13 protein-coding genes and 1 other RNA gene are annotated in these 15,593 nt (G+C 33.3%); 6 read left to right on the top strand and 8 right to left on the bottom strand.

Annotated elements, in window-relative coordinates:
- The 7 genes from Q0940_RS00975 to Q0940_RS01005 all read right to left on the bottom strand — a co-directional run bounded on the left by Q0940_RS00975 (window position 1) and on the right by Q0940_RS01005 (window position 7,923).
- Window positions 1-1,176, bottom strand: a complete 1,176-nt coding sequence (locus Q0940_RS00975; protein ID WP_299262846.1) for a glycosyltransferase family 4 protein — start codon at window positions 1,174-1,176, stop codon at window positions 1-3.
- The gene (locus Q0940_RS00980) at window positions 1,177-2,340 is read right to left on the bottom strand and encodes a polysaccharide pyruvyl transferase family protein (protein ID WP_299262848.1); all 1,164 of its coding nucleotides are present in this window, start codon (window positions 2,338-2,340) and stop codon (window positions 1,177-1,179) included.
- Window positions 2,337-3,797: a hypothetical protein gene (locus Q0940_RS00985; protein WP_299262850.1), complete on the bottom strand. Its 1,461-nt coding sequence runs from the start codon at window positions 3,795-3,797 to the stop codon at window positions 2,337-2,339. The genes Q0940_RS00980 and Q0940_RS00985 overlap by 4 nt, the downstream gene beginning before the upstream one ends.
- Window positions 3,790-5,004: an oligosaccharide flippase family protein gene (locus Q0940_RS00990; RefSeq protein ID WP_299262852.1), complete on the bottom strand. Its 1,215-nt coding sequence runs from the start codon at window positions 5,002-5,004 to the stop codon at window positions 3,790-3,792. The genes Q0940_RS00985 and Q0940_RS00990 overlap by 8 nt, the downstream gene beginning before the upstream one ends.
- A gap of 1 nt (window position 5,005) precedes the next feature.
- The gene (locus tag Q0940_RS00995) at window positions 5,006-5,482 is read right to left on the bottom strand and encodes a hypothetical protein (RefSeq protein WP_299262854.1); all 477 of its coding nucleotides are present in this window, start codon (window positions 5,480-5,482) and stop codon (window positions 5,006-5,008) included.
- Window positions 5,479-6,516 carry an NAD-dependent epimerase gene (locus tag Q0940_RS01000; RefSeq protein ID WP_299262856.1) on the bottom strand — a complete coding sequence of 346 codons (1,038 nt, stop codon included), beginning with the start codon at window positions 6,514-6,516 and terminating at the stop codon, window positions 5,479-5,481. Before Q0940_RS01000 ends, Q0940_RS00995 begins: the two co-directional genes overlap by 4 nt.
- A 240-nt stretch (window positions 6,517-6,756) precedes the next feature.
- On the bottom strand, window positions 6,757-7,923 hold the full coding sequence (locus Q0940_RS01005) for a nucleotide sugar dehydrogenase (RefSeq protein ID WP_299262858.1): 1,167 nt from the start codon (window positions 7,921-7,923) through the stop codon (window positions 6,757-6,759).
- 497 nt (window positions 7,924-8,420) lie between these two features.
- Between Q0940_RS01005 and Q0940_RS01010 the strand changes: the two genes are divergently transcribed.
- From Q0940_RS01010 to Q0940_RS01025, 4 genes are all read left to right on the top strand, one after another.
- Entirely contained in the window at window positions 8,421-9,104 is a 684-nt protein-coding gene (locus Q0940_RS01010; RefSeq protein WP_299262860.1) for a transglutaminase-like cysteine peptidase, read from the top strand.
- Between the two features lie 12 nt (window positions 9,105-9,116).
- Entirely contained in the window at window positions 9,117-11,096 is a 1,980-nt protein-coding gene (locus tag Q0940_RS01015) for an EAL domain-containing protein (RefSeq protein WP_299262862.1), read from the top strand.
- A gap of 142 nt (window positions 11,097-11,238) precedes the next feature.
- The gene (locus tag Q0940_RS01020; RefSeq protein ID WP_299262864.1) at window positions 11,239-11,679 is read left to right on the top strand and encodes a hypothetical protein; all 441 of its coding nucleotides are present in this window, start codon (window positions 11,239-11,241) and stop codon (window positions 11,677-11,679) included.
- An 89-nt stretch (window positions 11,680-11,768) separates the two neighbouring features.
- Entirely contained in the window at window positions 11,769-13,181 is a 1,413-nt protein-coding gene (locus Q0940_RS01025) for an O-antigen ligase family protein (RefSeq protein ID WP_299262865.1), read from the top strand.
- Window positions 13,182-13,188: 7 nt separating this feature from the next.
- On the opposite strand, the gene Q0940_RS01030 is transcribed toward Q0940_RS01025, so the two are convergent.
- Window positions 13,189-13,617: a VanZ family protein gene (locus Q0940_RS01030; protein WP_299262866.1), complete on the bottom strand. Its 429-nt coding sequence runs from the start codon at window positions 13,615-13,617 to the stop codon at window positions 13,189-13,191.
- A 180-nt stretch (window positions 13,618-13,797) separates the two neighbouring features.
- On the opposite strand from Q0940_RS01030, the gene ssrA reads away from it, so the two are divergent.
- Together ssrA and Q0940_RS01040 are read left to right on the top strand one after the other, a co-directional pair.
- Window positions 13,798-14,166: a transfer-messenger RNA gene (ssrA, locus tag Q0940_RS01035) on the top strand.
- A 454-nt stretch (window positions 14,167-14,620) separates the two neighbouring features.
- Window positions 14,621-15,592, top strand: a complete 972-nt coding sequence (locus Q0940_RS01040) for a hypothetical protein (protein ID WP_299262867.1) — start codon at window positions 14,621-14,623, stop codon at window positions 15,590-15,592.
- Window position 15,593: the final 1 nt, after the last annotated feature.

Here is a 15,593-nt window from a genome sequence, read left to right on the forward strand (position 1 = left end):
TTAATTTCCTGTATTAGAAATAGATTTCAGTTTTCGTAAAAAAGAGTTTCTTTTTTCACGAATTGTTTCCGCACTGTATTCTTTTGATTTGTTCAGATTAATTTCAGATAACTGAGCAAGTAATTTAGGATTTTGTAATAGTTCTTTCATTTTTAATGCTAGAGCTATTGAATCATCAGGTTCAACAATTACCGACTCTGGCAAGAGTTCTGGAGTACCACCAACACGAGTACCAATAGCAGGTAAACCTTGAGTCATAGCTTCGAGCAAAGCTCTAGGCAACCCTTCTTGACGAGAAGGTAGTACAAATAAATCAGCTTTGGATATCAAGTCTAAAACTGCATTTCCAGATGTTACTTTTCCTAAAAACTTAACTTGTTTTTCAACCCCACACTCAACGCATAAATTTTCAAACATGGTTTGATTATTCCCATAACCAATGACTTCCAAGTTAACAATAATGCCTTCATCTTTAAGCATTTTTATAGCATTAATTAGAACATCATGCCCTTTCATACTGCCTTGCATATTGCCAATCAGCGAGACTAAGGGTTGCTCAATATTAAAGCTTTCAGCCGTTCTAGGTTCACTTCTAAAATTATTAAGATCTATTGAGGTAAAAGAAAAGCTGTTTTCAGGAACTCCGGGGGGGTATCTTTTCTGTAAAGCAAACTCTGTAACATATACGGAGGCGTTCGCGTTCTTACATTGCAGCTTTACCATCCAAACAAAAAAAGCTTGAACAGGTTTACTTAGAATATGTCCATCAAGTGATTTTTTAGAATAAGAGTCGAGAGGATCAGCACACACTTCCACTGAGAAAGGTATCTTTTTAAATTTTAATATAAAGTAATAAATACTCGGGATGGTTCCCGGTATACGCAATATATAAGAATTACCTTTTTTAGTTGTTTTTAAAGCTATGCTAATAATATTAACAATAGATTTAATGAAACCTAAAATACCATTTCGTCCGGGTAATGAAATAAAATTAACGCCCTTTCCTTCAACAGGAAGAGCTGTAGGATCTTCTTTCTCAAACTTTCGCCCTACGAGATTAACCTGTTGAAAAACATCTAGATAACGTTTACCAAAAACATCATAATGCAACAAGTTTGAAGCTGCCTTATTGTCTTTAGACGTAAATATTCCATCTCTGATAATGTATAAGTCCATTTAATACTCCAATTGCTTTTTCAAATAGGTTTTTGACTTTTCTTTTAACTCTTCAATTATTGAAACACCAACACCTTGATTAATAACTTGCAAATGTCGTTCAAATACATTTTCAGCACCTTCTGAGTCACTTATGCACCAATCGCTTCTTCCTATCAAATTACAATACGACTGTACTTTTTTGTCCCAAGATAGTGCTAATGAAGGTATATACATTGAATGCGCAACTATATTGGCATGCAAACGGTGAGAAACTATTGAGTTAAATTGACTAATAATATGAATTAAGTCTTTTGGTACTAGCGGTAAATCTTCAGTTTTAAAACCCTGAATATTACTAGATTCTAGTTTTTCTATAACCTCATAGAAAAAAGCATTATCATCACTTGAACCGTTGGTAAAAAGAACTGGAGTAAAGCCACTTTTGATATATTTACTGATAAGATCTACCCAAAAGTTTAAGCTTATTGAGGTATCATAATCATCAGAATGAGCTTGTAACTCTTTAGGGTTTGAAATACCAACACCAATTAAATTAGTATTTTCTATTTTATTTACTTGATAAGCATCACCAGCCCATAAACCAGTATCAACTGCATTTAATATTTCATGCTGATTGATCCCTATATTTTGCAAATGCGCCTTAGAATCAGAATCTCTAACAGAGATCATTTTCATATTTTTAGAATCAAATATGCCAGTTATTAACGCTTTGCCCTTTCTTGAAAAGTGCTTAGCTACACCTACAGAATTAAAAGAAAAGTTTAGATTACTTTCTTCTGCCATTTCACAGATATAAGATAACTTCAGTGGAAAATTCAAACCCACGTCACTCAACAGTTGTCCACCACCAAAAATAAGCCTATCTGCATTTGAAAAGTCAATTTCATTAATCCTATGCTCCAACCTCTTTTTAAACTTAAAATACCAGCCAGCATAAGTAATTACAGGTTTTAATACGTTTGGAGTCGCATGGAAAATAACTTTTGATATAGACGATTTTTGTTGAATACTTGAGTGATATTCAGTTCTACCTGATATATCTAAATGAACGACATCCAAATCGCTTTTTAATGATTTAAGTAGGAACTCAACACAATCCGAAATCACGCCGTCACCTAAATTGTCACTATATTTTGCAGTGCAAACTATTATTTTATTCAAGTAACTTCTCCTTGTTTAATAACCTTAGAACAGAAAACAAACATCAACGTAGGCAACGATAAATACCTAGTAAGTTGATACATAATTACATTCATGTCTGTAATTATCATGAGTAGCGGAACGAAAGATAATATTGGTAGATAAAAACGTCTAATATCATTCTCACTCAACTCTCTCATCATTTTATTAACCCAGAAAACCCATCGCCCAAGTAAAAAATAAAATAACAAAGCACCAAAAACACCAAAATTCACTAACATTTCACCGAACTGGCCTAATACAAGAGTTGTCTGTCTGTTACCATCTGGATCATAAGCACCTTCACCATGAATTAGCTCTGTTTTTTCTTTTGTTATTTGATCTGGTTTATAAGGAATTATTTGTTTTGGGATACTAGAGAAAATACTGACTAGGTAAGTTCTACCAAAAGATAATGGGAAATCATCTTCATATATTCGCTTCAGAGCCAGAGATTGAAAATCCATACGCCCTAAATCTCTTACAATCAAATATTTGTTAGCATCTTGTCTGTCAGAGTGAAAGTCACCTCTCAGACTGGAATCAAATATTGCAGAAAAGCCATTTGTTCCTGCAATTTTATACCAATAATACGATGTCGAAAAAAGCAAGACTCCAGCTAAACCAATAAAAACAAGTCTTCTATTTAATGGAGCAATCCAAAAATGATACATGCCCGCAGCAAAAATCAAAGGGAATAATGTACTACTTCGACTTCCTCTCAAACCTCCAAAAAATATAAAAATGACCATCAAAATGACCATTAGTAATATGAAAGACTTCTCAGAGTGGGGGCGATTGGTTATTTTTATGTAATAAATAAGGAAAATAGCAATAAGAATTTTAAAACTCTCAGCTACTAACATAATTAGCCCTAACCCTGAAAACGGGTCTCCAGCAGACAATCCATCTTCTTGCCTTTGAGTGAAAGCATTTATAAAACCAGATATTCCACCAAAAGATATGTATATATAAACTTGTGAAAGAAAACTAAGTGACAAAAATATTAAAATTGTTGGTACAAATTTTTTGTTATCAATAACAATAGATTTTGTTATTTTTGTTCCATTAGCTGTTAATGGTTTATCTTTTGTATATACGTATATAAGCACGCCGATTAAATTCAAAACAGCCCATACATCAATCCATTCTTGATCGTCTATCATACTTGGTAAGAATGGCCAAAAGTCCCAATAAACTTGGCTAACTGGACTTATAAATAAAATAAAAACATTTAATCCAGCTAACGCAAATGAAGGATCAAATAAATCAATTTTTCCTCTAAACCACTTAACTAAGCTATTTAGTAATATAAATGATGATATAAACCCACAGGTAAAGCTGATAGTAAGAATTTCTGAGTCAAACGAGTTTAATAAAATTAAAGCTATCATGGTGTTAATAATTAACGCCAAAATAAAGTCAGGTAATTTACTCATAAACAACCTCTTTATAGCTTTTTAAATATGTATTTAATGCCATCAAGAGTGCTAAAAGGTTATATACCCCCATAGAAATCAAAACGCCATACACACCAAAACGAGGTATAAATACTAAGCAAAGAACTATATTTATTAAAAAAGTCAGGATATTGTTTACAGCGAGACTTCTGTTTTTTCCCGTAGAAGAGATCACATGCCCCATAAAACTGACGATATATTGAAGAGGCGATATTAAAAATAAAAGAACTAAAACCCAATTATATTCAGCAACGGCTTCGCCATATATAATGGATAGAATTCCCTGACCAAGAAAATAAAAAATTATAGAAGATGCAAAACACGTTGATACAATGAAAACAAAAATAAACAGCACTAGTTTGAGATGTTTATTTTTTTCACCATCGAACCAGTATTTTGATAAATCAGGAAGTAAAGCTTGCCCCAGTGAATTTATGACGACACTTCCAATCTGAAAGAAGAAATATAAAGCTGTAAAAATACCCACAATTTCAACACCATTGTATTCATTTAATATTAATCGAGGAGTCATAAGATTCGCATTAATAAAAAAGAGCGCGATCCCTAAAGGCAAACCACTAATAAAAATATGGCGGAAATGTACTTTTTTTATAGTTTTCAAATCCAGTTCAAAATCATAGTCAAAAATTAAAAATGATAGTAGCCAGCCTAATAAGTAGAAAACTAATGCTACTATTAGGTTATTGAAGAAAAACAAACCTATTGCAATACCAATAACGCCTAAAGCACTACGGCATAATAACGATATCGCAACTTTTTTTTGTTCTCTCTTTTTATGGTAATACCCATAAAATAAATCTGAAAAATTCTCTATAACTTTGGAAAGTGAAACGATAAAAATCACAATTAACAATTCATTATTTTCACCGTAAAGAATGCCACCTAATGCAACAACAATTATCATAGCGGCAATAGAGCATATAACCCTTACAACTTTAAAATCATTAAATTCAAAGTCTTTTTTATTGTCGGTTATCCATAAGGTTCTCATACCAAAATTGGAAAAAATCATTATTGGTGCGCTCAAAGCAAGTGCAATACTAAATAAACCTAAGCTTTCAACGCCTAACATTTTACTTATTAAAATCATGATCAATCCTTGGAAAAATGCATAACCACCATTTCCAAGAACCATCCATATTGCGTGACTTCTTATCGATTTCAATTTAACTATTTCCCGATTTGAAGCATGACTCTTCTTTAACATCTTTATCTACAAAACTATTCGCACCTATTATTGCGTTTTCACCAATAATAATTCCGCCAACAATTGTTGTATTAGGGTATATACAAACTCCATCTTTGATATTTGGATATTCCCCACGTTTATTGCCTAAAGTACAATTATGATATATTGAAACACGGTTTCCAATTTCAACTCCATCGCCTATAACAATCCCTAAAGGATGTGGTAAATGCAATGTTCTACCTATACTTACGCCATAACCTACATCAATAGAATGTTTCCAAATTAATATATTGCGAAGTAAAATATGTACCACTTTAGAGCGATTACTCGTCATTATTCTAATAAAAAAGCATGCGTGAATACTTGGGTTCACTAACGCTTTAATTAGATTTTTAATCGAAAATTTAGGATAAAATACTTCTATATCACTTTTAAATAATTCAAACATTTTCATACGTTACTTTTATATTTTAAAAACCAATCAACAAACTCGTTGATCCCGTCTTGCAATTGGGTATTGGGTTTAAAACCAATATCCTTTTCCAAACCACTTACATCAGCAAACGTTCTTACTACGTCACCGTCTTGCATTGGCAAGTACTCTTTTAATGCTTTTTTGTCTAAGGCATTTTCAATACAAGATATGAAGGTTTCTAATTCTACTGGCTGGTTATTGCCAATATTGTAAAGTTTATAAAATGGTGAACTTTCTGTTTGGGCTTCTTCTTGCGTGCTGCCGGCTTGAGTGCTACTTACAGCAGCCTTATCTACCGGTGCATTTGGAATAACATCTTGAATACGGATAATACCTTCAACAATGTCATCAATGTAGGTAAAGTCACGTTGCATTTTACCGTTATTAAACACCTTTATAGTTCTGTCGTTAGCGATAGCATCTGTAAAAAGAAAAGGTGCCATGTCTGGCCTTCCCCAAGGACCGTAAACTGTGAAAAAACGCAAACCTGTTGTTGGTAATGAATATAAATGGCTGTATGTGTGTGCCATTAATTCGTTAGATTTCTTGGTGGCTGCATATAAAGAAACGGGATGATCAACTCTGTCTTCTTCTGCAAATGGAATCTTTTTATTGGCACCGTAAACAGAACTTGAAGAGGCGTAAACCAAATGTTTAACCTTGTTGTGACGGCACCCTTCTAAAATGGTTGCGGTACCTACAACATTTGAGTCAATGTAGGCTAAGGGATTTTCTATTGAATAACGAACGCCTGCTTGAGCGGCTAAGTGGATAACTCGGTCAAATTGTTCAGTCTTAAAAAGTTCAGCTATGCTACTTCTATCAGCTAAGTCCATTTTGATAAAAGTAAAGTTATCAAAATGTTCTATACGTTTAAGTCTTGCTAACTTTAACGCTGGATCATAATAGTCATTTAGGTTGTCAAGCCCAATAACTATATGTCCCATTTTACATAGTCGCTCCGCGACAAAATTACCAATAAACCCTGCGGCGCCAGTCACTAAATATTTCATATCCATACCTTATCCCTCAGCAACACACCCACAATTAGTAAACTAATCGGTGGGTTTTATTTTTATTATTATGTTCTTATCCAATAATACACATGTAATTTTTTAAAAATATTACACGGTATTACACCAACCTCTCAACAGGCCGATATTGTCGGATTTTTATCTGTAACTCCTTGCATTAAAAGTGATTTGTTAAGCTACTTTTATTGCAAAGGTAATTAATAAAAATCACGCTGTTGTTTAATCACTACCAAACAAGTCACGCGTATATACTTTGTCTACTACGTCGTCTAATACGGATTCCATACGGTTTGACACAATCACATCTGACATTTTTTTAAAAGCATCAAAGTCGGTGATCACCTTAGAGCTAAAGAAGGTTTCTTCTTTTAACTCAGGCTCATAAACCACAACTTCTATTCCTTTGGCTTTTATGCGCTTCATGATCCCTTGGATTGATGAGGCTCTAAAATTGTCTGATCCTGTTTTCATTATCAGGCGGTAAATACCAACCACTTTTGGTTGTTTGTTGATAATAGAAAACGCGATATGGTCTTTACGTGTGGTGTTTGACTCAACAATTGAGTTGATTAATGTATTTGGTACATTTTCAAAATTGGCACGTAGCTGTTTGGTGTCTTTAGGTAAGCAGTAGCCACCGTAACCAAATGATGGATTGTTGTAATGATTGCCAATTCTTGGGTCTAGTCCAACACCGGTAATGATTTGTTTGGTATTTAAGCCGTGGGTTTCAGCGTAAGTGTCGAGTTCGTTAAAGTAAGAGACTCGCATTGCTAAGTAGGTATTGGAGAATAATTTAACCGCTTCCGCTTCTGTTGAGTCGGTTAGGAGTATTTCAATATTTTCTTTTACTGCACCTTGTGCAAGTAAGTTGGCAAATATTGAAGCACGTTCTGAGTTTTCACCTACGATGATCCTTGAAGGGTGTAAGTTGTCGTAAAGGGCTTTTCCTTCACGTAAAAATTCTGGAGAAAATATGATATTGCTACAACACAGTTTTTGTTTTATTGATTTGGTAAAGCCAACGGGAACGGTTGATTTGATGATCATGACCGCTGTTGGGTTAATTTCCATAACGTCTTTAATTACCGCTTCTACTGATGAAGTATTAAATTTGTTATTTTCTGAGTCGTAATCTGTAGGCGTTGCAATGATCACATAATCTGCATTTTTAAATGCTTTTTGTTTATTTGTAGTTGCAATTAAATTTAACTTTTTGTTAGCTAAAAAGTCTTCTATTTCAACATCTGAAATTGGTGACTTTTTATCATTGATTAGTTTAACTTTATCTTCAACTATATCGTATGCAAACACTTCATTGTGCTGTGCTAGCAACACTGCGTTTGACAAGCCTACGTAGCCTGTACCTGCTATTGTAACTCTCATTTCAATCTTCTTTTAAATTAGTGTTATTAAACTCTATATTCTTTTTATTACACTTATATTTTATTGTGTATTTTTTGTGCTTTTATTTTCAATGAGTTAATTTTATTAATTTGTCTGTATTGTTTAATTGCTTTATTTATAAGCATATCTTAAAAAATAAGATCAAGAAAAAAGCCTCCAGAATGTAGCCTGGAAACGAATTTCAATTTTTTGATGATAGAGAATAAGTACTGATTTAAGATGATGGGAGAGAACATCACTAACGACAGCTTTTATAACTGCTCTTTTCTTTTTTTCTTTTTAAGATAAAAAAGTTAGGAGAACAGTTAAAACATCCGTATTCTTTTTAGCATCTAATTTAATAAATACTGCTAACTGTGTGTAAATTAATTACTGAATTGTAATTTACCAAAAAACTATAATATAATTTTTTTTTAATATCTATAGTAAAAACACATTAAGTGTTAAATAAATGTAAACTGTTTAAAATTTGTTTAATGAAGGAACTTCATTTGCCTTTTCATAAGCTTATTAAGCTTTTTGTAATAATTCTGACATTTTCGGTTGCGCTTGTTACTGCCTCAAATTCAGATTTAGTTGAAAAACTATTTACCAAAAAACTTTATATTTATGTTGAAAAATCATACGGCAAAGATTCTGTTGATATTATTGAACAATGGAAACAAGTCATCATTGATGATTTAGATAGTTCTGATTGGAATAAATTAAATGCAGCTAACCAGTTTTTTAATAAAAACGTAGCTTATAAAACTGACCAAGTTCATTGGAAACAAGAAGATTACTGGGCTACGCCAGTTGAAAGTTTAGGTACTGGCGCTGGTGACTGTGAAGATTTTGCAATTGCAAAGTACTTTACCTTAAAAGCGATGGGCGTTGATACATCAAAGCTTAGGCTTATGTATGTAAGAGCTTTAAAGTGGGATGAGGCGCATATGGTGCTGATTTATAATGAAAGCCCAAATGCGGTTCCTTTAGTTCTTGATAATATAGATAAAAAAATAAAACCAGCAAGTCAACGTCGTGATCTTAAACCTATTTATAGTTTTAATGCTGAAGGTTTATGGCTGGCAAGAGGTAAAGGCTTAGGGAAAAAAGTTAAAAATAATAAAGGAATAGCCAAATGGACAGAAGTAATGAGCAGGATAGAAAATGAGAAATAAGGAAATGGTAAAATGGGGATGACATTCGCACGTTTTTGGTCACTGAAATTTCAGTTTAATTTTGTGATCACATTAATTTTAGTTGGGACATTTTGTACTAGTCTTTATACCAATATATCGAGCACTAGGGATTTTATTCAAAACCAACTAGAATCGCATGCGCAAGATACAGCAACCAGTTTAGGTTTATCCATTTCTCCTTACATGGGAATAGATGAAGATAAGATAATTGTAGAGACGATGATCTCAGCAATATTTGACCGTGGCTATTATTATAAACTGGCTTTGTATGATGTAGAAAAACGCATACTCATAAGCAAATCGTTTGATGTTGAGTTAGAAGGTGTACCTCATTGGTTTGTTAAAATGTTTCCAATTAATCCCCCTGTTGAACAAACAGAGATTGATAATGGTTGGCAAATTGCTGGGACATTAACTTTACAAAGCCATCCTGGGCTTGCGTACCAACAATTATGGACTGCATTTTCAAATACATTATCGTCCCATGCATTAATTTTAGTTTTTGGGTTAATGCTTGCTTACTTTTTGTCTCGCCAAATTTTAAAACCTCTAGATGCAATGCAAAATCAAGCGGATAAAATCAGTCAACGAGACTTTGTTACCATAGACAACAATTCTAGAATTCCAGAAGTTAAAAGCGTTGTTTCAGCTTTAAATAAAATGGTTGGTTATATAAAGAAAAGTTTTGATGAGTTAAGTGAATACGCTGAAAGTATGCGTAAAAGAGCTTTTGAAGACTCGTTAACTGGCTTAGCAAACAGACGAGCATTTTTAGCTAGCTTTAGCGCAGTATTAAAAAAATTAGGCAAAAATGATTCAGGTTACTTGTTCATAATACGTACCCCTAGTTTGAAAGTTATTAATGATACTTATGGGCATGAAGCTGCTGATGATTATTTATTAAAAGCAAAAGATATTATTCAAAAAGTCGTTAAAGATTATAAGAATGTGATCCCTTACCGTATTAGTGGATCTGAATTTTGTTTTTATTTAAAACACACTCAAAAAGATAAAGCTGAATTGATTGCAAAAGAATTAAGTGAACTTTGTCACAATCAGTGGCAAGCTGAAATGACCTTTGGTTTTGCTGATATTGCAGCTGTCAAATTTGACTTTAACAATAACGACTTAGGTGCAATATTAAGTGAAGGTGATTCTGCCCTGTCGATAGCAAATTTTGGTGGGATAAATTTTTACCACGTTTACGAACGTCTAGATTCTAACGATATATTGTCGTATGCAAAGTGGACTCGCGTTCTGCAAAAAATAATAAGAAGACCAAATGTTTTATTAACTATTCAGCCACTTGAAACCGTTAAAGACAGTTCACTTTATACCCATGAATTGTCTAGTCAGTTTATTGATGAAAATGGTCATATCTATAATACTCAGCAATTGATGTCTATTGCCGATCGCAGTGGTTTAAGTTTTGAATTGGATAAAATCATTTTACGTAATTTTTTAGAGTCGTCTAAAGCTTTGGCCGATAAATCGCAAGTGTGTGGGGTAAGAATATCGACTTCATCTTTACATTCTGAAGACTTTAGAACCTGGCTTGAATCTGACTTTATGAAAAACTATACGGGTACGCCTAACCTGGTCTTTGTTATTTGTGAGTTTGGCGCGGTGCAGTCAATCAATACAACCACCTCCTTCATTGAATTAGTGCATTCGTTTGGTTGTAAAGTTTGTATTAATAAGTTTGGGGCGTCATTTACTTCGTTTAAATATCTAACTCAGTTAAAAGCTGACTTTATTAAAATAGATGGCAGTTATATTTCAAACATTAATAACATTAATGACAACCAGTTTTTTGTTAAGTCACTTGTACAAATTGCGCACGGTGTTGGTATTGAAGTTATTGCTGAATTTATTGAAACAGCCGAAGAATTTGAAGTTTGTAAAGAACTTGCTATTGATGGTTTTCAAGGTTATTTAATCGGCAAAAGTGAGTTTGTAGAGAATAAATAAGGTGGGGTAAAATTTAATATAGCCACAAACAAATTTATTTCTTTCATATATCAAAATAAACATACGTTTGTAGTTGATATTTTGACCACTCTTTGATTTACTTACAGTCGGGTCAATTTTTTATTAATTAGGGATAAAGACGATGAAAAAAGTAACGTTAGGTATAATTTTAGGTTTAGCGCTTAGCTCTGCTAGTGTATTAGCTGATATAAAGTCAGATTTAGCAGCTGGTGTTGAACTTAGTCAAGTAATTGCAAATGCTCAAGCAGAAGGTATTAGTGTTGCTGATGCGGTTGCAAGTATTATTGAAGAAGATCCGTCATTAGCTGAAGAAGCAGTTTCTATGGCCATGACAATTGCTCCTGAATCAGCAGCTCAAATTGCAGCAGCTGCTGCAGACGCTGGTGTTAGTGAAGCTGTAATAATTGCTGCAGCAGCTGTTGCTGGTGTTGATCCTACTATAGTTGCTCAAGCAACTGCAGCTGGTGGTAATACTGGTACAACTACTGGTACTACGGGTACAAATACTGGTGCTCCAAGTTTACCTTCAGTTCCTGCTGGTGGTGGTGTTTCTAGTAACTAATTATTAAATTAGTTCTATAATAAAAAAGAAGGCTTTGCCTTCTTTTTTTATTTTCAATAAATGTTCTACTTTATTAAGTGCATTCAACTATGCTAGACCGATCAGCCTTTTCAATTCTTTTATTCGTTATTTTAATTATTGCTTTGCCTTTGGGATCAAATAGAGCCTTTGCTTGGTCTTTTATCGAAATTTTAGTGGGATTATCCGCATGTTTATTTGTTTTTAAGCAATTTCGTTATTCTGGTAATTCAAATAAACTCATTCAAATTGAGAACACGGACATCTTGCCCATATCAAAATGGTTTTATTTAGGTTTTGTATTTACCCAGTGTCTTGTCATTTTACAATTGGTGCCTTTACCAAACGATATTTTAAGTACTATTGCGCCTTTGTCGTTCGACATTTGGAGTTCGGTAAATACTTCCTCCACAAATACAATTTCTGTTGATATAGGACAAACTCAAATCAGCCTAATTAAAGGACTAAGTTATCTGGTTTTTATTATGTTGCTCGGCTTTTATATTAATTCAGAAAAACGTATTTTAACCCTAGCCCTTACCATTTTTATTGCGGGTGTATTTCAGGCTCTTTATGCCAGTATTGAAAACCTGTTACAACTTCCAACGGGTTTAGTTTTTGATATAGCCAATAACGAAAGAGCTGATGGCTCGTTTATTTATCACAACCACTTAGCTAATTATATGCTTTTAACCGGTAGTATCGGCATAGGTTTGCTTATAGGACAGTTTAAGCAGTCAACCGAGAGTAGAAATAAACTCAAAGCAAATTTTGTTGCCACCTTGGAGTTTTTCTTAAGCACCAAGTTTTTAATTCGGGTTGGTTTAATTACCATTATTATTGCCTTAATTTTAACTCGTTCTCGTATGGGAAATGCCGCTTTCTTTTTCTCTTTGGCGTTAGTTAGTTTGATCAGTTTATTTATTTACAAAAAAAGACCAAAACAATTTACCTTTTTGATCATTAGCTTTTTTATTCTTGATTTGATTATTGTAGGCACTGTATTTGGTGTAGAAAAAGTACAGCAACGAATGGCTGAAACCAGTTTTGCCAGTGAGACTCGTGATGACGTAAACATTGATGGCTTAGTGATGATCACAGACATGCCTATATTTGGAGCTGGAGCTGGTAGTTTTTATACTAACTTTCCGCAATATCAATCTTATATTTATGGTGGGTTTTATGACTTTGCTCACAATGAGTATTTACAATTTATGGTGGAGTTTGGTGCGATTTTTGTTCTAGTATGCGCTCTTGGTATGATTTATAGCTTATTGATAAGCTTAAACAATATGCGTTATAAAAATGGTAGTAAACTTAAAGCACTTAGCTTTGGTTGTGCTATTGCTATTATTGCTATGTTAATTCACATGACGGTAGATTTTACTCTGCAAATTCCTGCGAACACAATTACATTTTTAGCCATTGTTTTACTGCCATTAAAGATAAACACCTTGTTAAAACGTTTCAATAAACAAGAATAAGCCTAACTTATTCTTGTTCCTTTTTGCCTGTTGGCGGGATGATTTTTGCTTGATTTTTAGCAATTAACTTAGTTATAAAAGCAAATAGTAATATGCCAGAGAAATTTGCAGCCATGTCAATCAAATCAAAGTTTCGGTAAGGTATAAAAGCTTGGCTGAATTCCTCAAACAGTGAGAAAACAAATACGATTACACTGCCTTTATATAAGGTAACTGCTCTTAAATTAAGAGCACTTAAGTTAAATTGCCTAAATTTTAATATTAAATTTAACAAAAATGATAAAAAACCATAAAACAAAAAATGCACATATTTATCACCGTATTCAACTTTGTCTATTACATTGAACACAACTTTGTTTTGACCAGTATCAGCCTGATATATCACCCAGAAAAATATTGATAAACATATCAAAAAAACAACTTTAATTTTAAGCATTCACGCTTCCTTACGACAATTTTAATATTGATAATGCTTTAAAAAACACAGCATACTGGAATTTAATGTAAAAATAGTTAAAAGCATATAAATATCTTTGCAAAAAATGAATAAGCCAGTATCATGCGCAATTAGAGACATAGGGGTTTTACTTATAAACCTTAATGTTTCACCCATTTCGGGGCTGATCTAGGATTCGACAGGATTGATGATACCGGATGGAGCACGTCGAGGGGCGGTTTGCCTCGTAAAAAGCCGCAAAAAAATAGTCGCAAACGACGAAAACTACGCACTAGCAGCTTAATACCCTGCCAAGAGCTCTTTTGCCCTAGCTTCCGCTCGTAAGACGGGGAACAACAAAAGATCAAAACCCAAACGAACTAGTGGCGCGACTCCTGCCTGAGAGGCAACCCACGAAATCTAATTCAGGATAGTCATTAAGTGGCGTGTCTGTTCGCAGCTTAACGGTGAATTTAAAAACTGACTAAACGTGTAGCGCCAAAGGATAAGCTTTTCTGGACGGGGGTTCGACTCCCCCCAGCTCCACCACATAAAACCCCTAGTAATCAGTAGTTTACTAGGGGTTTTTTCTTTTCATGGATCGCTATTGGATCTATTTCATTTACTTCTAATGCCGCACCGTAGGTAGAAATAAAAAATTGATATGAAAAGTATTTCAGATTATTAGTCCTTATGGTGTCGGTTATTCATGGGGTACGTTTTCATCAAGTAGTTGCAGGCTGTTAAAGTACCTTCCCAAATAATTCAGATTTATTTGTCGAGTCGAGAAAATCGCTTGTAATTTATTTATACGGGCTGATAATAGTTGCAGGTACATCTGCATTCATTAAAATCTATTTATTATTAAGTGAATGTTATAGGAAAGTTCAGATGAAGGGATTGTTGTTAGCAATGTCATTATTTTTATTGGGTCCAGATGATGGAAACAACCTAGTAAAGTTGAAATTCCAACTTAAAAATAAAAAACAAAGTAGGATTTTTAATGACTTTTTTTAAAAACGCACAGCAAGTATTTAATGAATTACTAAATGGAATTCAGGATAAGGCTAAAAGTCCATTAGCTGGTACATTTACTTTTTTCTTCATTTTAGAGAACTGGAAAGCACTATATTATTTTTTTGAATCTGACTCTGAGCCAGTTACAAAAATAAATCACCTTGTTGATACTTATACTTGGTCAATTTACGACTCTATTATAACACCACTATATTTATCTATTATATCTTTATTCGTCTATACGATAGTATCAGGCCTTACACGCATTGTTTGGTTAGTTTTAAATGACTGGTTAGATAAATTTTCGCTAACAGTAATTAAAAAAACTACATTCCTAACAAAAGATGAAGCCGACATTCTGAGAAATGAACTTCAATCTCAAGCTAAGAGTCATTTTCTTGAGAAACAAGAGTTACAAGATAAGTTAGATGCATTAATAAACCTGACTGATGAAAGTTCAGATGTAAATTCTGATGTAAATTCTGATGTAAATTCTGATGTAAATTCTGGTGTAAATTCTGGTGTAAATTTTAAGAGCCGAGATTTTATGTCATTCGACATACAGGAGCAGTTTGATAACAAAGTTATAAATTACTTTTGTCAAACTAAAGAAGGTATTTTAACCCTTTCAAAAACCATATCATCGATACTCTACATTGATATTGACGATAATCTTGATGCAAATGATCTAGCTATTTATTTAGATTTAATTAAATTTTCCATTGTAAATTACCCAGAAGAAGCACATTACTCAAATATAAATTTTAGGACAGACATTAGATCAGAATTTTCTACTACCATTGAATTTGTAGTAAATAAATCTGTAAAGTTAGAAAAAACTGGCGTTTTAACAGTTAGGTATTCTAAGAATGGGTCAAAGAGAAAACAATACTTTACAATCGGATTAACAAGTAGATTCGCTGCGGAACTTAATCAAATTTATAACACGCTAAATTAGA

The sequence above is a fragment of the uncultured Psychrosphaera sp. genome (assembly GCF_947500655.1).
Lineage (GTDB): Bacteria > Pseudomonadota > Gammaproteobacteria > Enterobacterales > Alteromonadaceae > Psychrosphaera.

Excerpts from the sequence above, each read along its gene's own strand:
- Q0940_RS00975 (WP_299262846.1), bottom strand. The coding sequence starts at position 1,176 with ATGGACTTATACATTATCAGAGATGGAATATTTACGTCTAAAGACAAT.
- Q0940_RS00985 (WP_299262850.1), bottom strand. The coding sequence starts at position 3,797 with ATGAGTAAATTACCTGACTTTATTTTGGCGTTAATTATTAACACCATG.
- Q0940_RS00995 (WP_299262854.1), bottom strand. The coding sequence starts at position 5,482 with ATGAAAATGTTTGAATTATTTAAAAGTGATATAGAAGTATTTTATCCT.
- Q0940_RS01000 (WP_299262856.1), bottom strand. The coding sequence starts at position 6,516 with ATGAAATATTTAGTGACTGGCGCCGCAGGGTTTATTGGTAATTTTGTC.
- Q0940_RS01005 (WP_299262858.1), bottom strand. The coding sequence starts at position 7,923 with ATGAGAGTTACAATAGCAGGTACAGGCTACGTAGGCTTGTCAAACGCA.
- Q0940_RS01010 (WP_299262860.1), top strand. The coding sequence starts at position 8,421 with ATGAAGGAACTTCATTTGCCTTTTCATAAGCTTATTAAGCTTTTTGTA.
- Q0940_RS01015 (WP_299262862.1), top strand. The coding sequence starts at position 9,117 with ATGGGGATGACATTCGCACGTTTTTGGTCACTGAAATTTCAGTTTAAT.
- Q0940_RS01020 (WP_299262864.1), top strand. The coding sequence starts at position 11,239 with ATGAAAAAAGTAACGTTAGGTATAATTTTAGGTTTAGCGCTTAGCTCT.
- Q0940_RS01025 (WP_299262865.1), top strand. The coding sequence starts at position 11,769 with ATGCTAGACCGATCAGCCTTTTCAATTCTTTTATTCGTTATTTTAATT.
- Q0940_RS01030 (WP_299262866.1), bottom strand. The coding sequence starts at position 13,617 with ATGCTTAAAATTAAAGTTGTTTTTTTGATATGTTTATCAATATTTTTC.
- Q0940_RS01040 (WP_299262867.1), top strand. The coding sequence starts at position 14,621 with ATGACTTTTTTTAAAAACGCACAGCAAGTATTTAATGAATTACTAAAT.